The sequence below is a fragment of the Pseudomonas sp. ME-P-057 genome, from assembly GCF_030208975.1.
GTDB lineage: Bacteria > Pseudomonadota > Gammaproteobacteria > Pseudomonadales > Pseudomonadaceae > Aquipseudomonas > Aquipseudomonas lutea.
In genome coordinates, this window is sequence record NZ_JARVSX010000015.1 from 42,304 (window position 1) to 61,418 (window position 19,115).

Below are 19,115 nucleotides of genomic sequence, written 5' to 3' on the forward strand. Positions count from 1 at the left end.
CGACCTGTAGGAGCGCGCTTGCCCGCGATTGCGGTGTGTCAGGTCACGACATATCGCAGACCCATCGCCATCGCGGGCAAGCGCGCTCCTACAGGGGCTCGTCGCCTGTCCTGATCGCCTCGAGACTCAACCCCATGCCGAAGAACAAAAAACCATTCCCGACCTTGTGGAACAACACCCGCGCGGCGTTTGCCTTTCTCGCGCCGGCCACCGTTGCACTGGCGCTGATCGGCATCTTTCCCACCGTGTTTGCGCTGGTCAACTCGTTCCGCCAGTACAACCTCGCCCGGCCCAAAGATGCGACGCCGTTCATTGGCTTCGACAACTACCTCAACGTGCTGAACGACGCTTCGTTCTGGGCGGCATTGGGTCGAACCGGGCTGTTCCTGATCACTGTGGTACCCATCCAGCTGGCGCTGGGCCTGCTCATCGCGCTGATGCTGCACAAGCCCGGGCTGTCAGGTTTCAAATTGCTGGCGCGCATGAGCCTGGTGATTCCCCTGGCCACAGCGCCCGCCGTCGCCGGGCTGATCGGCCGGCTGATCTTCAACCGCGATTTCGGCGTGGCCAACGCGTTGCTGACGCTGGTCAATGCCGGCCCCGTCGAATGGCTGGGCGACACCACCAACGCGTTCATCGCAGTGGCGTTGATGGACATCTGGCAGTGGACGCCCTTCTGCGCGCTGGTGTTGCTCGCCGGGCTGACCATGGTGCCCAATGAAATCGAAGAAGCCGCGCGCCTGGAAACCCGCAGTCGCTGGCAAATCGTGCGCTACGTGCAGTTGCCCTTCCTGCTGCCGAGCGCGACGGTGATCCTGATCCTGCGCACCGCCGACATCCTGAAGATGTTCGACACCGTGTTCACCATGACCCGTGGCGGCCCCGGCGCAGCCACCGAACTGGTCAGCGTGTACATCCAGCGCATCGGCTTTCGCGTGTTCGATCAAGGCGTGGCCTCGGCCCAAGCCATCCTGATGCTGATCCTGACCATCGTGCTGGCTCGGCTGTACATCAAATTCGTTTACCGGGAGATCTGACATGGCCACCGTACCGGCTGCAAAACCTCTGGCCTCCCCCGCTTTCGTCCGGCCACGCGCCAGGGTCAACGCCTGGCACCTCGTCGGCCTGCTGGCGATCTTTCTGTTTGCGGTCTTTCCGTTCTACTGGATGGTCGCCACCAGCCTCAAAACCCAGGCCGAAGCGCTGGCCTCGCCGCCGATCTGGGCCTTTACCCCGCACCTGGATAATTACGTGAAAGTGCTGTTCGAGCGCGACGTGCTGCACAGCCTCGGCAATTCGCTGATCGTGGCGGTGAGCACCACGGTGCTGGCGGTCGGGCTTGGCACGCCGGCCGCCTATGCGCTGGCGAGGTTTGAATTCAAGGGCAAGGAAGACTTGTGGTTCTGGTTCATCACCAACCGCATGCTCAGCCCGATCGTGGTGGCACTGCCTATTTTCCTGATGGCGCGCAACATGGGCCTGATCGACACGCACCTGGTGCTCATCCTCATTTACCTGACCTTCAACCTGCCCATTGTGGTGTGGATCTGCACCGATCAGTTTCGCGGCGTACCGAAAGACCTGGACGAGGCCGCGCGGCTGTCGGGCGCATCGCGCTTTACCATCTTCTGGCGTATCGCCCTGCCGCTGGCGATGCCCGGAGTGGCGGTCTCGGCGATCTTCTCCTTTATCTTTTCCTGGAACGAGCTGCTGTATGCGCTGGTGCTGACCCGCAGCGCCGCGCGCACTGCGCCAGTGACTGCGACGAGCTTCATGAGCGGCTACGACTTGCCGTGGGGCGAAATCATGGCCACCGGCACGCTGATTGTGTTCCCGGTGATTATCTTCGCGCTGATGGTTTCCAAGCATTTGGTGCAAGGGCTGACCATGGGTGCAGTGAAGTAAACACCCTGTTTTAGCGGCCATCGCAAGGACACCATCGTGCACAGTCATTACCCGCAAGCCGGCGCCGACACCGAACCGGTGCACGCCGAGGACCAGCACAACATACGCATCGCCTGGTGCTACTACGTCAACAACATGACCCAGCAGCAGATCGCCGATCGCCTCGGCATCACCCGGGTCCGGGTGAACAAGGCGCTGGCGACCTGCCGCGAAACCGGCGTGGTGCAGATCCGCATCAATTCGCCCCTGGCCGCGTGCATCGCGCTGGAAGACCGCCTGCAGGCACGCTTCGGCCTGCGCCGCGTGACGGTGGTGCCCTCGCCCGACGACCCGTCGAATCTGTTCCGGGTGCTGGGCGTTGGCGTTGCGCCGAGCCTTGAGGAATACCTCGTTGACGGCTGCACCGTCGCGGTGGGCTGGGGACGTACGTTGCGCCAGGCCGTGCGCCAGTTGCGCGCACGCCCTTTGCCGGACCTCACCGTGCTGTCGCTGCTCGGCGGTCTGCATTACGGCTCGGCGAACAACACCGTGGAAATCGCGTCGAGCTTCGCCGGGCTGTTCGGGGGTGCCTACTATTACCTCGCCGCGCCGGTGTTCGCACCGTCCGAGCAGTACCGCGACATGATCCTGGCGGAACCCTCGGTCCAGGGCGTGCTGGGCAAAGCGCGGCAGGCTGATCTGGCGGTCATCACGGTGGGCGACTTGAGTGAGCGTTCACTGATGCTGGAACTGGGTATGGTCAACGCTGAAGACGCGCGCTCGCTGCGTGCCGCCGGTGCGGTGGGTGATCTGCTCGGTCGCTGGCTGGACCGCGAAGGCCTCGAAGTCGATCACCCGCTGAACCGCCGCGCCATTGCGCTGGACCTGAACGACCTGCGCCGGATCAAGAAGGTGGTGCTGGTGTCCGGCGGCCCGTACAAGGCCGACATCATTCGCGCGGTGCTGCTGCGTAACTTCATCCACGAACTGGTCATCGACGAACGCGCAGCCAGGCAACTGCTCGATCAGCACGACTGACATTAATCACGGGAGAGACGGCGATGGCCCGTCATGACTTCAACGGCAAGCGGATTCTGGTGACCGGTGCGGGCAAAGGCATTGGCCGGGAAACCGTGCAGTGGCTCAAGCGTTGTGGCGCGGAAGTTATCGCCATGGGGCGCAATCCCGACGATCTGGCGTACGCTGATTGCGCGCTGGTGGCAGACCTGGTCGACGTGGCCGCAACCCGCGCAGCGGTGATGTCGGCGCTGCCGCTCGATGGCTTGGTGAATTGTGCTGGAGTGGTCGAACTGCAATCGTTCCTCGACACGTCGGTCGAGACTTTCGATCACTTGATAGCAGTGAACACCCGCGCGCCGATGGTGGCCGCCCAAGTCGTTGCCCGCGACCTGATCGCCCGGGGCATGCCGGGCGCCATCGTCAATGTCTCGAGCCTCGCCGCAGCGGTCGGCACCCGTGACCACCTGGCCTATTGCGCCTCGAAAGCGGCGCTGGACGCCATGACCCGGGTCATGGCCGTGGAGCTGGGGCCCCACGGCATTCGCGTCAACAGCGTGAACCCGGTGGTGACGCTGACGCCCATGGCCGACAAGGCCTGGAGCGACCCGGTAAAAGCCGGCGCGATGCTTGCCCGGATTCCGCTGGGCCGTTTCGTTCAGCCCGGCGAAATCGCGGCGACCATCGCCTTTCTGCTGAGCGACGACGCCGGCATGATTAACGGCATCACCCTGACCGTGGACGGCGGCTTCAGCGCCGGTTGAGGGCCGGACTCAGCCCCACAGTGTCCGGCCGAAGAAGGTCAGCGTGCGGTCCCATGCCAGTTGCGACCAGACCGGATCGTATTGCGTACCGGCAATCCGGCCAGGCCCGACTGCCGTTTCGTTGGTAAAGGCGTGGTGGGCCAGGTAGCGGTGGAACTCCAGGTCGACGCCGCCTTCGCTGAGTTTGGCTTCGAGCTGGTCGACGCCCTGCACCGGGAAAAACTCGTCCTGGGTGCCCCAATGCCCTTGCACCGGCACCTTGATGGCCGCAGGGTCGAGGAATTCCAGCGGCGGCATGCCATAAAACACCACCCCGGCGGACAGCTCGGGAATAAAGTTCAGGGCCAGCAAAGTCAACGCGCCGCCCATGCAGAAGCCGGTTACGCCGACTTTCTGGCTGTGGCCTTTGAGGTAATCCACCGCGCCGCGAATGTCCTGGGTTGCTGCGTCGGCGAAGTCGAGTTTGTCCATCAGGTGATGGGCTTCTTCTTCCTCCACCGTTACTTCGCCACGGTAAAGGTCAGGCACCAGCGCAAAATAACCGGATGCGGCAAGGCGATCGGCAACGCCGCGGATCTGATCGTTCAAGCCCCACCACTCCTGGATGACCACCACCGCCGGCGCCCCTTCGGTCTTGGCCGGACTGGCGAGATAGCCGCTCACTTCTTTGCCGTCAGGGCGTTTGAACGTGACGGTGGTGCCCGTTGCGTGTGTCAGTGCTTGCGTCATGGGATGCTCCCGGCAGGAATACGAAATTGGACGTTAAGGAGTATGAAGCACAGGGTTCAGGCCGCCGTTTCAGCACAGCCAAAGTCTGGCCGCGCTGTACCGTCGGCGGCACATCAGTGAACGTTTCGACAGGCACCAGGCTCAACCGTTCTGCAAATCGGCACCCATGGCGTCGTCACCCCTGCTCTCGGTAGCAGAGGCCGCGCGGCTGTTGCGCAGTTGTTTCTTCAAGGTAGCGGCAGAAGGCGCGTACAGGAAGCCGAACGACACGCTGTTGCGCCGACCTTTGACCGAGTGGTGCAGCAGGTGCGCGCTATAGAGACGTTTGAGGTAGCGACTGCGCGGCTGTGGCCGGGCCGGCCAATGGCGGTGGACCATGCCGTCGTGAACGAACACGTAGATCAGGCCGAACGCCGTCACCCCGGCGCCCACCCATTGCAGGGGATCGTAGCCGTGGTTACCCGCGACGATCAGGGCAATCGCCACCAGTGCCAGCGCCAGCAGATAGAAGTCATTGGTTTCGAACGCGCCCAGGTGTTCTTCGTGATGGGACTTGTGCAGGCACCAGCCCCAGCCGTGCATGACGTACTTGTGGGCCAGAAAGCCGACACCTTCCATGGCGACAAGGGTGAGGAGAAAAACCGTGAAGTTGAAGATCATAGCGTCGGGAAGGCCGATGGGTCTGGGCGTCGAGGTGCAGCATACCGAGGTCACGGGAAATTTCCAGATTCACGCTTACAACGTTTGCTTTCCTGACCAACCGATGTAAAAAATGGCTCATGGGTGAACGCCTCGGGCGCTCACTGTATTCGTGCCTTGCCCCCGCATGGCGGCCGGCACCGCTTTCAAGGAATCAAGAATGGCTCCAAGACACGTCATCAACGCTACCGTCAGCCCCAAAGGCAGCCTGGAAACCCTGTCACAACGTGAAGTCCAGCAGCTCAGCGCCGCAGGCTCCGGCAGCACTTATACCCTCTTCCGCCAGTGCGCCCTGGCCATTCTCAACACCGGCGCCCATGTCGATAACGCCAAAACCATCCTTGAGGCCTATCAGGACTTCGAGGTGCGTATTCATCAGCAGGACCGTGGCGTGCGCCTGGAACTGCTCAACGCCCCGGCGGATGCCTTCGTCGATGGCGAGATGATTGCCAGCACCCGCGAGATGCTGTTCAGCGCCCTGCGCGACATCGTTTACACCGAGAGCGAGCTCGACAGCCAGCGCATCGACCTGAGCAGCTCTCAAGGCATCACTGATTACGTCTTCCACCTGCTGCGCAACGCCCGCACCCTGCGCCCCGGCGTCGAGCCAAAGATGGTCGTGTGCTGGGGCGGCCACTCGATCAACACCGAAGAATACAAATACACCAAGAAGGTCGGCCATGAGCTGGGCCTGCGCAAGCTCGACATCTGCACCGGTTGCGGCCCGGGGGTAATGAAAGGCCCGATGAAGGGCGCCACCATTGCCCACGCCAAACAACGCATCAGCGGCGGGCGTTACCTGGGCCTGACCGAGCCGGGCATCATCGCGGCCGAGGCGCCGAACCCGATCGTCAACGAACTGGTGATCCTGCCGGACATCGAAAAGCGTCTGGAAGCCTTCGTGCGGGTTGGCCACGGCATCATCATCTTCCCCGGCGGCGCGGGCACGGCCGAAGAATTCCTCTACCTGCTCGGCATCCTGATGCACCCCGACAACCAGGCGCTGCCGTTCCCGGTCATCCTCACCGGCCCGCAGAGCACGGCCCCGTATCTGGAGCAACTGCACGCCTTCGTCAGCGCCACGCTGGGTGAAGAAGCGCACAAGCATTATCAGATCATCATCGACAACCCGTCGGAAGTGGCTCGCCAGATGACCCTGGGCCTTGCCGCCGTGCGCCAGTTCCGCCGCGACCGCGCGGACGCGTTCCACTTCAACTGGCTGCTGAAGATCGAAGAGAGCTTCCAGCGTCCGTTCGACCCGACCCACGCCAACATGGCCAGCCTGCAATTGCGTCGAGACCTGCCGCCGCATGAGTTGGCTGCGAACCTGCGCCGCGCGTTCTCCGGCATCGTTGCGGGCAACGTCAAGGACAAAGGCATCCGCCTGATCGAGGAACACGGCCCGTATGAAATTCATGGCGACGCCGAGGTCATGCAGCCGCTGGACAAACTGCTGCAGGCTTTTGTCGAGCAGCACCGGATGAAACTGCCGGGCGGCGCGGCGTATGTGCCCTGCTACCGGGTGGTGTCCTGACTTAACTCAAGTAGCGCTATCTGATACATACGCTCACCCGACAATCGGCAGCTTCCCACGCTGCCGATTGAACGTAGCGCATCCGGGAGCCGGCTTGCTGCCGGCCCGCGATCGGACGAAGGTGTCCATCCAGACACTTTACTGGCGAATGAACCTTCCCATCGCCAGCAAGCCGGCTCCTACGGGTGATGTTCGCAATCCATGGAAAACCTCATGATCCACATCCGCCCCATGACCGCCGCCGATTTCGACGGCTTTTGGCCCACGTTCCAGGCAGTGGTTCAGGCGCAGGAAACCTATGCCTACGCCGCCGACCTGACGTATGAGCAAGCCTTGCACCTATGGCTGGAATACCCGCTGCACACCCTGATTGCCGAGGAAGACGGCGTGCTGCTCGGCAGTTACTACCTCAAGGCCAACGCTGCGGGCCCCGGCAGCCATGTCAGCAACTGCGGCTATATGGTCAGCCAGGCTGCGCGTGGTCGTGGCGTCGCCCGGCTGATGTGCGAGCACTCTCAGCAGCTGGCGCTGGACAGCGGCTTCTCGGCCATGCAATTCAATTCAGTCGTGGCCACCAACGAAGTGGCCGTCGGGCTCTGGCAAAAGCTGGGATTTGAGGTGGTAGGCCGCCTGCCCAGAGCCTACCGCCACGCTCGCCTCGGGCTGGTGGATTGCCTGGTGATGTACAAATGGCTGGCCGACATGCCGGCCTCGCGCAGAGCCAAAAGTCCGTTGTTGATCGGGCGCAAGAACATCGAATCGGTGATTTCCCGTCCCCGCCGCGCGCCGCCCGACAAGTCCGTGTGACGGGTCTAAAAGATCGGCAGCCGCCCGCACGCGCGCAACGGATTGGCGGATGGCACGTCGGCGCGGCGCCGCTGCAACCGTCGATTTGGCGGGCTGACGCTTTTGGCGCGCTGCATGGCGCTTTCAAACTTGCCGGAATGGCATCTCTCTACGATTCTCTATGCACGGCGATTCCTGCCGTGCTCACAAGAATCGCGCCGGAGAGGCCAGCATGACGACCGTAGCCGAACTACTGAAGTTAAAAGACACTCACCAGAACGAAGTACACACCGTCGGGCCTGAGCAGATGGTGCTTGAGGCGATCAAGTTGATGGCCGAGAAAAACATCGGCGCAGTTCCGGTTGTACGCGAGGGCAAGGTGGTGGGCATCGTCAGCGAGCGTGATTACGCCCGCAAGATGGAACTCAAAGGACGCGCCTCGGCAGGCACCCCGGTCAGCGACATCATGACCCACGACGTCCAAACCGTGGATTCGCAGCACACCGTCGATCAGTGCATGAACATCATGACCGACCGGCGGCTGCGACACTTGCCAGTGGTGGACGAGGGTCAACTGGTGGGCCTGCTGTCCATCGGCGACCTGGTCAAAGCCGCCATCGCGGAACAGGCCCGGCTGATCGAAAAGATGCAGGAATACATCCGCGGCGAGAGCTACTGAGCGGCGTCAATCGGCGGGCCACATCAAACTTGCAGTGTGACCGCCTGCGTATTCCCGGCTAAAGCCGGTCCTACAGGGTGGTCTGGTCAGTGGGACCGGCTTCAGCCGGGAAGGCGTCATTTTCTACACCGCAAAATGGACGCTGCCGATGGACCTGTAGGAGCCGGCGTGCTGCGGGCCGCGGTCGGACGAACCCGTTTGACGTCCACTGCTGCAGCGTCTGACCCAATGCATTCGCCAGCAAGCCGGCTCCTACGGTGAAATTGTGTGTATCAGCAGGACTGGGATTCATCCAGAACCGGCCTCAGCCGGGAAATCGTCATTTGAGAATAGACCGCCAAAAAAAACCGGAGCTTGAGGGGCTCCGGCTTTCTGGTGTGGCTGTGAAGCCAGCGGTGGCCTAGCGGACTTTGAAGCGATCGATCATCGCCACTAGTCGTTCGTTGGACGCCATCAACGAGTCAACGCTGGTATCGGTCTGCTGACCGCAGCCCACCAGCTCCCCAACCATGTGCCGAATGGCGATCATGTTCTGGTTGATCTCCTCAGTCACCGCGCTCTGCTCCTCGGCCGCCGTGGCGATGTGCGCGCTGAGGTCGTGAATACGCAGCACCGAACCGGCCATGCCATCCAGCCCTTCGTTGACCCGCGAGGTGCGATCGGCGGTGGACTGGCAGCTGACCTTGGTCTTCTCCATGGCGCCGACGGCCGTGCTCACGCCCTGCTCAAGCCGTGCCAGCATCTCGTTGATCTCCGAGGTGCTCTGCTGGGTACGACCGGCCAGCGCCCGCACCTCGTCAGCCACCACCGCGAAGCCACGACCCTGCTCGCCCGCCCGTGCTGCCTCGATGGCCGCGTTAAGTGCCAACAGGTTGGTTTGCTGGGCAATGCCGCCAATCACGCCGAGTACATCGGTGATGCGCTTGGCGTCGACCTGCATTTCCTGCACGTACTTGGTGGCGTCTTCAACTTCTGCCACCAAGGCCCGCACGCTGACCGATGCTTCGTCGACCACGTCCCGCGAGCGCTGCGCGGCATCGTTGGCCGATTGGGTAAAGCTCGCCGTCTGCGTAGCACTTTCGGCGACGCTGTCGGCGGTGGCGCTCATCTCGTTGATCGCGGTCACCGCCTGATCGGTCTCCGAAGCGTGGCGGTTGAGGATCTGGTTGATGTTGCGCGACTGCTCTTGCAACTGCACCAAGCCGGCGGAAATCTGCTCGGTGCCGCTGCGCACTTCAACGATCATGGCCTGCTGGAAGGCGATGAACTTGTTCACCGACTGCCCGACCGCGTCGAGTTCGTCTTCGCCCTTGATCGGAATGCGGCGCGTCAGGTCGGCTTCACCCGAGGACAGCGCGTCGATGTTGGTGCGCAGAACAGTAAGACGCGCCAGCAAGCGATGGAAGGCAAAACCCAGCACCAGCAGCAACACGATGACCAGCGGAATCTGCAACCAACCGAGGGTTTTCAGCACTTCGGTGCTGCTGGCGGTGAGCATGGCGGTCGGCAGCGACGTGGCGATGACCCACGGCGTACCAGCAACCGGGCGCAGGAAAAAGGTCAGGTCACCGAGTTGCGGGTCGATGTATTCCTGGGAATACACAGCGTCGCCGGAGACTTTGCCCAAGCCGTCCTGAATGGCCTTGGCAAACATCGACTGGCCACTGAAACCGGAAATGTTCTTGAGAATGATCTCGCCGGGGATGCGGCTCTGGTTGGTCAGGATCTTGCCGTCGCGCTCGACAATCATCACCTGCCCCTGGATTTCCTTTTCCTTGTCCTGAATCAGGCCGTTGAAAAAGCCCAGGGTGACGTCGATGGTCGAGACGCCGTACAGCGCGCCGTCCTTGTAGATGCCCATCGCGCAGTTGGTACGCGGCTGCGGGCTGGCTTCGTCCTGGTAAGCGGCGGCCCAGGCGCATTTGCCCTTGGGTGCGTTCTGGCCGGCACGGTGCCAGGGTTGTTCCCAGTAATTGGGCGCAGGGTCGGAGTTCCAGTAGGTGCTCACCACCAACTGGCCGCTGCCGTCGCGGTGATAAAACGAGCTGTGTTTGTTGCGCCCCTGAGTGCGCTTGTTGGGCATCGGCCAAACGCCACCGCCGAAGACTTTCTGATCGCCGTATTGATCGACCAGCCCCGGCAGCACGCTATCGATCCCATCGCTGTCCAGCAGCGGCACCGCCTGGGTGATCGCGCGGGACTGGGCCTCGACACGGGCCAGGTCCGAAAGAATCCGCGTGCCGATCTGGTCAACCTGGCTGAGCACCACCTGTTCCTGAGTCGCGCGAACCTTGGGGGTCACGAAGTGCACAATCCCCTGCTCGGTGATGACCGCTATCACCAGTATCAAGGCCACAAATATGACCGTGTAGCGCGCCTGCACTGTTTTAAACATCGTCGACCCCATGCCGTGAAATTTGTTGTTGTTTTGCACAACGCCAAATTAGCTATCGACCGAAAGCCGACAAGGATGAGGGGCCGTCAAAAAGCTTTTTTCAGGGAATGGTTCCGCTCACTGCACCGGCAGGAAGTTCAGGAAAAGCAGGCTTTGCGCGTAGTTGAGACCGATCCGTCTATAACGCTCGTCAAGCATCTGCGTAAGCAGGTCAAGACGCGCCACGATCTTGCCGAACTCAGTGGCAAAACTGAGGTTGCTGCCCTCCTCCGAGATCTCATTGGAGAACAGCATCAACTCGCCGTTGGCGTTCTGCCGCTGACTCAACAGCCACGTGGCCTTTTCGATATTGCGCGCGGCATTACTGACGAACGTGGGGTTGATCTGGTCCGTCATGAAAAACTCAAGGCGCCCACCGTGGGCGGTCACCAGCATGCTGCCAATGGCATAGATGAAGGCACCCACGCGATCCCCGAGAAACTCCGGACTCAACGCGTAGCTCAGCGCTGCAAGGTCGCGACGGTTGCCCAGTTGCGGTAACGGTTTTTGCTGTTCGATGGCCTCGCGCACGTTGCGCTCCGCAGCGGCTGCATCCAGGAAGCCGGACTTGCGCCACTCACTGGGGTTACGCAGGTACAGCTTGCTCATCAGCAGATAAAGGCTGTCGAGGTTATCGCGCATCGCCAGCGTCGCCATTCGGTCTACGCTGGTCTGGAAAAATTCCTGCGGACGCGTCTCGCTGAACTGGCTGGCGACGTCCTTGCCGTCCTGGCGCGTACACCCTGATGCGCCCAAGCAAAGAATGCACACTGCAAGCGGGACAATATGGCGTCGAAAGGCGGTTGAAACGCTGAACACGGTAAACATCAATCCAAAGCTTTTACGATCTGGGCGCTGCGTGGGTCGCGGCGTCCCGGCCAAGGTCAGAGCCGCCTGGAGCAAAAAAGTGCAATCGGGGAGGCAAATCAGCCCGTACCCGGGCGCGAGGCCGCGCTGAAGGCGGTTTTCGGTCAAATGAGGCTCAGCCCATTTGACGCAGCCCTCGGCTTTCACCAAGCTAGCCGCCCTCGCATGATTTTCAGGAAACACCCCGCGTGATGACCCCAAGCCTGCACTGGCGCCGCTTTGTATTCTGCCTCGCCCCACTGATCGCCCTGCTCGCCGCGTGCGACGGCGGTACGCCGAAAACCAAGCCCTCCGAGGCGACGACCTATGTCAGCGTCGAGTGGGACAAACTGCCCGCAGTGAACGACACCGACCTGATGGCCGGCTACAACAGCTGGTTCTCCGCGTGCAAGCGTCTGGCCAAAGACCCGGTCTGGGCCGGCACGTGTGCGCTGGCGGCTCAAGTGCCGCAAAATCCCGCTGCCGTGCGTGATTTCCTCAAGAACCAGTTGCAGGTCTACAGCCTGCGCTCATCCGAGCATGGCCCCAATGGGCTGATCACTGGCTACTACGAGCCGATCTACAAAGGCAGCGAGCAGCGCAACGACCAGCACCCGGTGGCTGTCTATGGCGTGCCCGATGACCTGATCATCGTCAACCTCGACAGTATCTATCCCGAGCTCAAGGGTAAACGCCTGCGCGGGCGGCTCGACGGCCGCGTGCTGCGCCCTTATGACGACGCCGCGACCATCGGCGACAAGGGGGCGAATGCGCCTGTACTGGCCTGGCTGGAAAACCCCATCGACCTGCAATTTCTGCAAATCCAGGGCTCGGGTCGGGTCCAGCTGGAGAGCGGCCGTCAGTTGCGCATCGCTTATGCCGACCAGAACGGCTACCCCTACAAGCCGATCGGCCGCTGGCTGGTGGAGCAAGGGCAGCTGACCAAGGACGAGGTGTCGATGGGCCGCATCCGAGACTGGGCCATTGCCCATCCCGAGCGTGTGCATGAATTGCTGGGCAGCAACCCGAGCTATGTGTTCTTCACCTTGAGGCCGGACAGCACCGAAGGGCCGCGCGGCTCGCTGAATGTACCGCTTACCGCCGGTTACAGCGTGGCGATCGACCGCAAGGTCATCCCGCTTGGCAGCTTGCTGTGGCTGTCCTCCACTCGCCCGGACGGCTCGCCACTGGTGCGGCCAGTTGCCGCACAGGACACCGGCGGCGCCATCGCTGGCGAAGTGCGCGCTGACATGTTCTGGGGCACGGGCGATGCCGCTGGCGAGCTGGCCGGCAACATGAAGCAGCAAGGACAGATCTGGATGCTATGGCCCAAGGGCGCTGCTCTGCCGGATGCCAAGCCGAAGGAATAACCGGGGGCAGATTGCCGGCCGAGTCGCTTGAAATGCGCTCGCCGGCGCCGCTTCAAGGTTGATCTGAAACCGGTTTCAGGTATAACAGCATGTTTCTCACCGGACCCTCCTCCCGATTTCCCCATGACTACCTCCCAAACCCCGCATGATTTCAACATGGGCTGGCTGCTTTTTGCCCTGGCCATGGGCGCGTTCGCCATCGGCACGACCGAATTTGCCTCAATGACCCTGCTGCCCTTCATCGCCAGCGATTTTCACAGCACGCAACCATTGGCCGGCCACGCCATCAGCGCTTACGCGTTAGGCGTGGTCGTTGGCTCGCCGGTGATCATGGTGCTCGGCGTGCGCCTGCCACGACGAGCGTTGCTGGTAGCGCTGGCAGCCTTCATCGGCATCGCCAACGCCCTGAGTGCCATCGCGCCGTCGCTGCCGTGGCTGGTGTTTTTTCGCTTCCTCAGCGGCTTTCCCCATGGCGCATACTTCGGGGTCGCAATGCTCCTGGCTGCCTCGCTGGTGCCGAAGAACCGCCGTGCCCAGGCTGTTTCCCGAGTGTTCATGGGGCTGACCATTGCTACGATCATCGGCGTGCCCTTCGCCACCTGGATCGGTCAGACCATTGGCTGGCGCTGGGGCATGGCCATCGTCGCCGGGCTTGCCGCGATCACGGCGCTGTTGATCCGCTGGCTGGCGCCTGCGTCCCCCGCCGAGGCCGATGCCAGCCCGTTGCGCGAACTCAACGCGCTGCGTTCACGGCAAGTCTGGCTGACCCTGGGCATCGCCGGTATCGGCTTCGGCGGGATCTTCTGCGTGTACACCTACCTGGCGGCCACGCTGATCGAAGTCACTCACGCCTCGGCCTTCATGATCCCAGTGGTGATGGCGGTGTTCGGTCTGGGCACCACAGTGGGTAACCTGGTCTGCGGCTGGGCGGCCGACCGGGCCACCATGCTCGCCGCCGGCGTGTCGCTGGGCTTCACCGCGCTGGTCCTTGCGCTGTACCCATCGACTACCGAGAACCTGTGGCTGCTGATCCCGCTGGTATTTTTCATCGGTTGTGGCGTGGGGTTGGCGGCCATTCTGCAAACCCGGCTGATGGACGTTGCCCCCCATGCGCAGTCACTGGCTGGCGCACTGGTACAGAGCGCCTTCAACATGGCCAATGCCATTGGCCCTCTGGTGGGCGGCGTGGTGATATCCGCAGGTTACGGCCTGCCGGCCACAGGCTATGCCGCGGCGGCGTTGACACTTGGCGGTTTGGGAATGTGGTATTGGGCGCTGGTGGACGCGCGGCGGGCGGATAACAGCTTCACGCGCCAGGCGTCCGGCCCGGTTTGAAGTCGGAGCGCCTTTAAGAAGCTCCGGTGTCTGACTCGAAGCGGCGCCCCGCCATCCGGCAGGGCGCGACTCGGCTCTGTCATACGTCGTTGTCTGCCTGATCCGGCGACGGGAACAACGTATCGACCTTGTGCTTGCTTAAACTGCGAACCGGTGCCATCGCTGCGGATTCAGCCAGACGCGTGGCCATTTCCCAGTGTCGCGATTCCTGCCCTTCGGGCTTGCCTTCGGTCTCCCAGATCAACTGGGCCAACTGACGAACAGTTTCTTCGTCGACATTCATGCGTATCCCCCATTTATGCTTGCGCAAGACATTGGCCGGCGCCAGAGCGGTGCCGAATCCATCGTCCGAGACGGTACCCGCCATAAACAGTACCAGCCGGTAACGAGGGTAAATGACGGGCGTGCAAAGACCGGCGAACGCGAGCCGGCCACTGGTGGGACTCAAAGGATCCACCGGAAATCGACGGCGAACCACGATGGCCTCCTCAGTCCCTGTTGCGCTTGAGCAGTAGACTGGCCACCAGACCCAGGCCTGCGGCCACACCCACTGCTGCCCATGGATGGGCAGTGACGTAGGATTTGGTGCTGTTGACCGCGCGGGTCAGGGTCGGCTGCGCGTTCAGCTCGACGTCCAGAACCGGGCTGGTGCCCCGCGCCAGGAAATCCTTGAGCCGTTCGTGAGCCTGCGAGGTGCGATCCTCGTTCAAGGCATCACCTGCCGCCAGCAAGGCATTGGTCTCATCAAGAAAAGTGTTCAACTCGGAACGGGTTTTCTGATAAAGATCGTCACGCAGTTTTTCTGTGATATCGCTTGCCATGGTAGATAAAGCCTCCTGGGTGTGAGAAAGGTTGACTAAAGTGCCAGCCCATTCGTTCCAGTGACTTTGAAATTAGCCTTTCGGCATTCGTCGCTGGCCTGCAGGCCAATGGACGCGCTACCTCCCAGGGGCAATCGCTGCCCTCCCGTCCAGTCAAAGGGACCATTATGCAATTCGTGCCAATCCTTGACCTGCCCGCCGACCGACAAGCCCGGATCCGGCATCTGCGCAACCAGCCGCAAGTGCGCAGCTTCATGTACACCGATCATGAGATCAGTGAAGCCGAGCACGCTAATTGGATTAAAAGCCTGAGCGGCAATACGCGCCAGCAAGTGTTCGTCATCTTGATAGACGACACGCCGGCGGGCGTGGTGTCCCTGAGCGCCATCAGCTCCATCCATCGTACGGCCGACTGGGCCTTTTACCTCGACACCGCGCTGCAGGGCAAAGGCCTGGGCAGTCAGGTGGAGTTCTGGATGCTGGATTACGCGTTTGGGGCTGCCGGGCTTGAAAAGCTCAACTGCGAGGTGCTGGAAATCAACCCGGCGGTGATCAAGCTGCACCAGAAGTTCGGCTTCTCGATTGAAGGTATGCGCCGGGAGAATATTCTGCGCAACGGCAAGCGCATCGGCGTGGCGCTACTGGGGATCACTAAAAGCGAGTGGCAGGCACGCAGGCCGGGGCTTTTGCCTGTCGTGGAGCGGCTGGCGGGGCACCGCTAGCGAACGGCTCTGCAAGCGCGCAGCGATGACGAGACGCGCCTCAGGCAATGTTCAGCAACCGCACGGCAGGACGCTCATCGGCCTTGCAGTAAAGATAATCGCGCCATTTTCTGAAAGCGCTCTGCTGGCGGACGAATGCTTCTTCCCAGTGCGCCCCGCCAATATGCTCGACCGGAATAGACATCATCTGCTCGGTCGCCTGGTCCAGCTCGTTGATCAGGTCAAGTGCGTTGGGAATATCAAAGGTCTGGGGTCTCATCATGCATCCCTGTTTTTTTGGCTACAGAATTGAGTAGCCAACTCCTTGATAGTGCATCCGTTCCGACGAGTGGCTCATCTGCTTAACACTTCAGTTCGCAAGGTGTAAAAAACCCCACCAGAGGTGGGGTTCGCGGCGAACCGTATGATCAGCTGTTGCCCGGAGATGGCTCCTCAGCCTCATCGACAGGCGGGTTGTCCGGAATTTCCATCTCGTCCAGACCTTTGTTTCGGGCCGCGGTCTGCGCGTCCTCCGAAGCGCCGGCGTCTTCGCCGGAATCAGTGTCTTCGCTTACATCAGGATAGATCTCTTCTTCACTGCCCGGCTCTGCGGGGCCTTGATAAGCATTCTCTGGCCCGTTGTCTTCGATACCCATTCTGACCTCCAGTACAAGGCGCAGGAAATCTGCGCTTAAAGGACAGAGCAGAACAAAGTGGAATAAGTGCCCGGCGGGGGATGAATGGCTGTCTACGCCTTTGCTTGGCGGGCTGCTTTCGCCTGCTTTTTCATGAGGATTTGCCAAGCCGAAAGCGGTCGCCAGATGAACAAATAGTTAATTGACTATGCCGAAGTGCGACAGCGTGCGGGGATGATGGCCTTTTGATTTTTTGCCGTTCAACGCGCTCTAAAGAAATCGAAACTACAGCAGACAAGATGATGGCTGGAACGGACCCTCAGCACCCATAAACGGAGCTCTGGAGAACTCTATGCCGTTACAGAATCTGAAGATTTCCGCCAGAGCTCTGCTGTGCTTTGGCCTTATTACCGTCATCCTGCTGGGGCTGGGGGCGTTCGCCTACGTCCAGATCGGTGACATGCGAGCCACCGAGCAGACGCTGGAAACCGATGTAGTGCCCAGCATTCAAGTGATCGATGACATCCAGATTGCATTGCTGCATACCCGCCTGGAAAGTGTGAGGTTGCTGGCGGTGACGGGGTCAGAGGCAGAAAACCGAGTGACGGACAGCATCACAAGGGAGATAAAAACCCTGCAAGAAAAGACCTCCTACTACCGGGAACATTTGGTCACCGACGAGCAGGACAAACAGCAATTCGAAACCGCCAACGCCCTGATGGACAAATACATCTCGGGTGTCAGGGACATCATTGCTCTTAACACGTCTGATCATGACGGCGCGTTAACCTACGCCAATACCACCCAGGCACAAACCGCTACCCACTATCAGGCAGAGCTGACCAAGCTGCGCGACCTCAATGCGCAGAACGCTGTTAGCGCAGGCGTGCGTGCTGACGATGTTTACAACCACAGCGTCATTGTTTTGATTACCGTTGTACTGATCGCTGCAGGCCTGACAGTCGGCCTGGCATTTGCGCTCACCCGAAGCATCGTTAAACCGGTGGAAACCTCTCTGGTGTTCGCTCAACGGATTGCCACCGGAGACCTCTCGGCGGTGCTGGCGGTCTCGGGGCGAGACGAAATATCCGGCTTGATGACTGCGCTCAACGTGATGGCCGGGAATCTGCGCTCCACGATCATGGAAATATCAGGCGCCGCCGATCAGCTCAGCACTGCCTCCGTCGAGATGACGTCCATCACCGAAAACGCCGACCGTACCCTGCAAAAGCAAAACAGCGAAATCGAGCAGGCAGCCACAGCGGTCAATGAAATGAGTGCAGCGGTGGAGGAAGTTGCGCGAAACGCGAACTCCACGTCCGAGGCAGCAAAGGCGTCGAGTACTTCTGCTGAAGACGGCAATGGCAAGGTCATGAACACGGTCAAGGCCATGACCAACCTTGCTGATCTGGTGGACGATTCGGCGACTCAGGTGAAAGCACTCGCCAGTCAGGCTGAGGACATCACCAAGGTGCTGGGCGTCATCCGAGCCATCGCCGAGCAGACCAACCTTCTCGCTCTGAATGCGGCGATCGAGGCCGCACGGGCTGGCGAGCAGGGTCGAGGTTTTGCAGTGGTTGCGGACGAAGTCAGAGCGCTGGCGCACCGGACTCAGCAATCGACTCAAGAAATAGAGCAAATGATCACCAAGGTTCAGTCAGGCTCAACGGCCGCCGTGGGTTCGATGGACCGCAGCCGGCAAGAGGTCCACAGCACACTGACCTCTGCAAAAGAAGCCGGCGATTCACTTCGCCTGATTACTCATGCCGTTCTGCAGATCAACGAAAGAAACATGCAGATTGCGACCGCTTCCGAGGAGCAGGCTCATGTGGCCCGTGATGTAGACAGAAACCTCATCAGCATCCGGGACCTGGCCATGCAAAGCACCGAGGGTGCGCGACAGACCCTCATCGCAAGCAATGAGCTGTCCAACCTGGCCGTCAGGCTCAATGACATGGTCGGTAAATTCCGCATCTAGCGCTGCGCATAAAGCGGTGTATCAAAGCCCCCTGATCGGTCCTCTTGTACGTGATGACACAGCCGCATTAAAGACGATACGGGGGCATGCCGATATGTTTGGATAACCCAAGTGAGCCCCGTCATGTTCAACTCCAAATTGAAGTCGCACATCCTGTCTTTAGAACAACGTCTTGCGGCGTTAGAGCACGTAAAGGAAACGCTTGATCGTGAAACAGTTGCGGTCACGCTGGATCAGGAAGGCAGAATTCTGGAAGCGAATTCACTGTTTGAAACGGAGCTGGGCTATTCCAAAGCCGAACTGAGCGGACGTCTGCTGCGCGAGCTTAGCCCTGTCGAGCTGGCGGGTGACGTGCATCAGCGGCGTGCTCTGGAAGCCATTGCCAGTGGCAAGCACTTCAGCGGCACCCTGCGGCTACGCAGCCGCAGTGATGTGCACGTGTGGTTGCGCGCCATGGTCATGCCATTTGCGGGTGAACACGGACGCGTGGAACGTATTGCGATTTACTCCAGCGTGCTGACCCGCACCATCGAAGCATCCCGCGAAAAGGAAGCGCTGGTGGGCGCCTTGATGCGCTCTACCGCCGTCATCGAATTTTCACTGGACGGTTTGGTCCTGACAGCAAACGACAACTTCCTCAACGGCATGGGGTACAAACTGACCCAGATCCAGGGCAAACATCACAAGATGTTCTGCCCGGAAGATGAAACGCGCTCGGCGAAGTATGAGCAGTTCTGGGAGACCCTCAGGCAGGGTTCGTTCGTGGCGGGCCGTTTCAAGCGCCTGGACAGCATGGGGCGCGAGGTCTGGCTGGAAGCTTCCTACAACCCGATACTGGATGCCAACGGCACGTTGTACAAGATCGTGAAGTTCGCCACGGTGATCACGGATCAGGTGAACCGC

At 61.0% G+C, this 19,115-nt stretch carries 18 protein-coding genes and 3 pseudogenes; 12 read left to right on the forward strand and 9 right to left on the reverse strand.

Annotated features, from left to right (window positions below; genetic code table 11):
• The first annotated feature begins 134 nt into the window (after positions 1–134).
• The 4 genes from QRN48_RS07880 to QRN48_RS07895 are packed head-to-tail and all read left to right on the forward strand — an operon-like array spanning position 135 to position 3,665.
• Positions 135–1,037 carry a carbohydrate ABC transporter permease gene (locus QRN48_RS07880; protein WP_191943509.1) on the forward strand — a complete coding sequence of 301 codons (903 nt, stop codon included), beginning with the start codon at positions 135–137 and terminating at the stop codon, positions 1,035–1,037.
• 1 nt (position 1,038) lies between these two features.
• On the forward strand, positions 1,039–1,905 hold the full coding sequence (locus tag QRN48_RS07885) for a carbohydrate ABC transporter permease (RefSeq protein WP_285349889.1): 867 nt from the start codon (positions 1,039–1,041) through the stop codon (positions 1,903–1,905).
• Between the two features lie 36 nt (positions 1,906–1,941).
• Entirely contained in the window at positions 1,942–2,922 is a 981-nt protein-coding gene (locus tag QRN48_RS07890; RefSeq protein WP_285349891.1) for a sugar-binding transcriptional regulator, read from the forward strand.
• A 23-nt stretch (positions 2,923–2,945) separates the two neighbouring features.
• Complete coding sequence (locus QRN48_RS07895; protein ID WP_285349893.1) at positions 2,946–3,665, forward strand: SDR family oxidoreductase; 720 nt, start codon at positions 2,946–2,948, stop codon at positions 3,663–3,665.
• A gap of 9 nt (positions 3,666–3,674) precedes the next feature.
• Here QRN48_RS07895 and QRN48_RS07900 read toward each other — a convergent pair whose 3' ends face one another.
• Entirely contained in the window at positions 3,675–4,394 is a 720-nt protein-coding gene (locus QRN48_RS07900; protein ID WP_285349895.1) for a dienelactone hydrolase family protein, read from the reverse strand.
• A 141-nt stretch (positions 4,395–4,535) separates the two neighbouring features.
• On the reverse strand, positions 4,536–5,054 hold the full coding sequence (locus QRN48_RS07905) for a sterol desaturase family protein (RefSeq protein ID WP_285350016.1): 519 nt from the start codon (positions 5,052–5,054) through the stop codon (positions 4,536–4,538).
• 199 nt (positions 5,055–5,253) lie between these two features.
• Between QRN48_RS07905 and ppnN the strand changes: the two genes are divergently transcribed.
• The 3 genes from ppnN to QRN48_RS07920 all read left to right on the forward strand — a co-directional run bounded on the left by ppnN (position 5,254) and on the right by QRN48_RS07920 (position 8,092).
• Positions 5,254–6,627 carry a nucleotide 5'-monophosphate nucleosidase PpnN gene (ppnN, locus tag QRN48_RS07910; RefSeq protein ID WP_037010732.1) on the forward strand — a complete coding sequence of 458 codons (1,374 nt, stop codon included), beginning with the start codon at positions 5,254–5,256 and terminating at the stop codon, positions 6,625–6,627.
• 213 nt (positions 6,628–6,840) lie between these two features.
• Complete coding sequence (locus QRN48_RS07915; protein WP_285349897.1) at positions 6,841–7,434, forward strand: GNAT family N-acetyltransferase; 594 nt, start codon at positions 6,841–6,843, stop codon at positions 7,432–7,434.
• Between the two features lie 211 nt (positions 7,435–7,645).
• Positions 7,646–8,092: a CBS domain-containing protein gene (locus QRN48_RS07920; RefSeq protein ID WP_285349899.1), complete on the forward strand. Its 447-nt coding sequence runs from the start codon at positions 7,646–7,648 to the stop codon at positions 8,090–8,092.
• A 400-nt stretch (positions 8,093–8,492) separates the two neighbouring features.
• On the opposite strand, the gene QRN48_RS25325 is transcribed toward QRN48_RS07920, so the two are convergent.
• The 3 genes and pseudogenes from QRN48_RS25325 to QRN48_RS07930 form a co-directional block, all read right to left on the reverse strand.
• A complete protein-coding gene (locus QRN48_RS25325) occupies positions 8,493–9,338 on the reverse strand; it encodes a methyl-accepting chemotaxis protein (RefSeq protein WP_420806898.1) in 846 nt (281 codons plus the stop codon).
• A 27-nt stretch (positions 9,339–9,365) separates the two neighbouring features.
• Positions 9,366–10,499, reverse strand: a pseudogene (locus tag QRN48_RS25330) (HAMP domain-containing protein); the annotation flags it as partial.
• 105 nt (positions 10,500–10,604) lie between these two features.
• Positions 10,605–11,354 (reverse strand): hypothetical protein, encoded by a 750-nt coding sequence (locus QRN48_RS07930; protein WP_037010737.1) that lies wholly within the window; start codon positions 11,352–11,354, stop codon positions 10,605–10,607.
• Between the two features lie 230 nt (positions 11,355–11,584).
• On the opposite strand from QRN48_RS07930, the gene mltA reads away from it, so the two are divergent.
• Together mltA and QRN48_RS07940 are read left to right on the forward strand one after the other, a co-directional pair.
• Entirely contained in the window at positions 11,585–12,742 is a 1,158-nt protein-coding gene (mltA, locus tag QRN48_RS07935; protein WP_285350018.1) for a murein transglycosylase A, read from the forward strand.
• A gap of 123 nt (positions 12,743–12,865) precedes the next feature.
• On the forward strand, positions 12,866–14,077 hold the full coding sequence (locus tag QRN48_RS07940; RefSeq protein ID WP_052075118.1) for an MFS transporter: 1,212 nt from the start codon (positions 12,866–12,868) through the stop codon (positions 14,075–14,077).
• Between the two features lie 151 nt (positions 14,078–14,228).
• On the opposite strand, the pseudogene QRN48_RS25335 reads toward QRN48_RS07940, so the two are convergent.
• Both QRN48_RS25335 and QRN48_RS07950 read right to left on the reverse strand, forming a co-directional pair.
• Positions 14,229–14,360: pseudogene (locus tag QRN48_RS25335) on the reverse strand (DUF2934 domain-containing protein); the annotation flags it as partial.
• 205 nt (positions 14,361–14,565) lie between these two features.
• Positions 14,566–14,898: an ElaB/YgaM/YqjD family protein gene (locus tag QRN48_RS07950; protein WP_191943518.1), complete on the reverse strand. Its 333-nt coding sequence runs from the start codon at positions 14,896–14,898 to the stop codon at positions 14,566–14,568.
• Positions 14,899–15,065: 167 nt separating this feature from the next.
• Between QRN48_RS07950 and pseH the strand changes: the two genes are divergently transcribed.
• On the forward strand, positions 15,066–15,620 hold the full coding sequence (pseH, locus tag QRN48_RS07955) for a UDP-4-amino-4,6-dideoxy-N-acetyl-beta-L-altrosamine N-acetyltransferase (RefSeq protein ID WP_285349907.1): 555 nt from the start codon (positions 15,066–15,068) through the stop codon (positions 15,618–15,620).
• A 40-nt stretch (positions 15,621–15,660) separates the two neighbouring features.
• Here pseH and QRN48_RS07960 read toward each other — a convergent pair whose 3' ends face one another.
• Both QRN48_RS07960 and QRN48_RS07965 read right to left on the reverse strand, forming a co-directional pair.
• Positions 15,661–15,879: a hypothetical protein gene (locus tag QRN48_RS07960; protein ID WP_037010743.1), complete on the reverse strand. Its 219-nt coding sequence runs from the start codon at positions 15,877–15,879 to the stop codon at positions 15,661–15,663.
• A 148-nt stretch (positions 15,880–16,027) separates the two neighbouring features.
• Entirely contained in the window at positions 16,028–16,255 is a 228-nt protein-coding gene (locus tag QRN48_RS07965) for a hypothetical protein (protein ID WP_037010745.1), read from the reverse strand.
• 331 nt (positions 16,256–16,586) lie between these two features.
• On the opposite strand from QRN48_RS07965, the gene QRN48_RS07970 reads away from it, so the two are divergent.
• Together QRN48_RS07970 and QRN48_RS25340 are read left to right on the forward strand one after the other, a co-directional pair.
• Positions 16,587–18,212: a methyl-accepting chemotaxis protein gene (locus QRN48_RS07970; protein ID WP_285349910.1), complete on the forward strand. Its 1,626-nt coding sequence runs from the start codon at positions 16,587–16,589 to the stop codon at positions 18,210–18,212.
• A 123-nt stretch (positions 18,213–18,335) separates the two neighbouring features.
• Positions 18,336–19,112 (forward strand): annotated as a pseudogene (locus tag QRN48_RS25340) (PAS domain-containing protein); the annotation flags it as partial.
• Positions 19,113–19,115 lie beyond the last annotated feature (3 nt).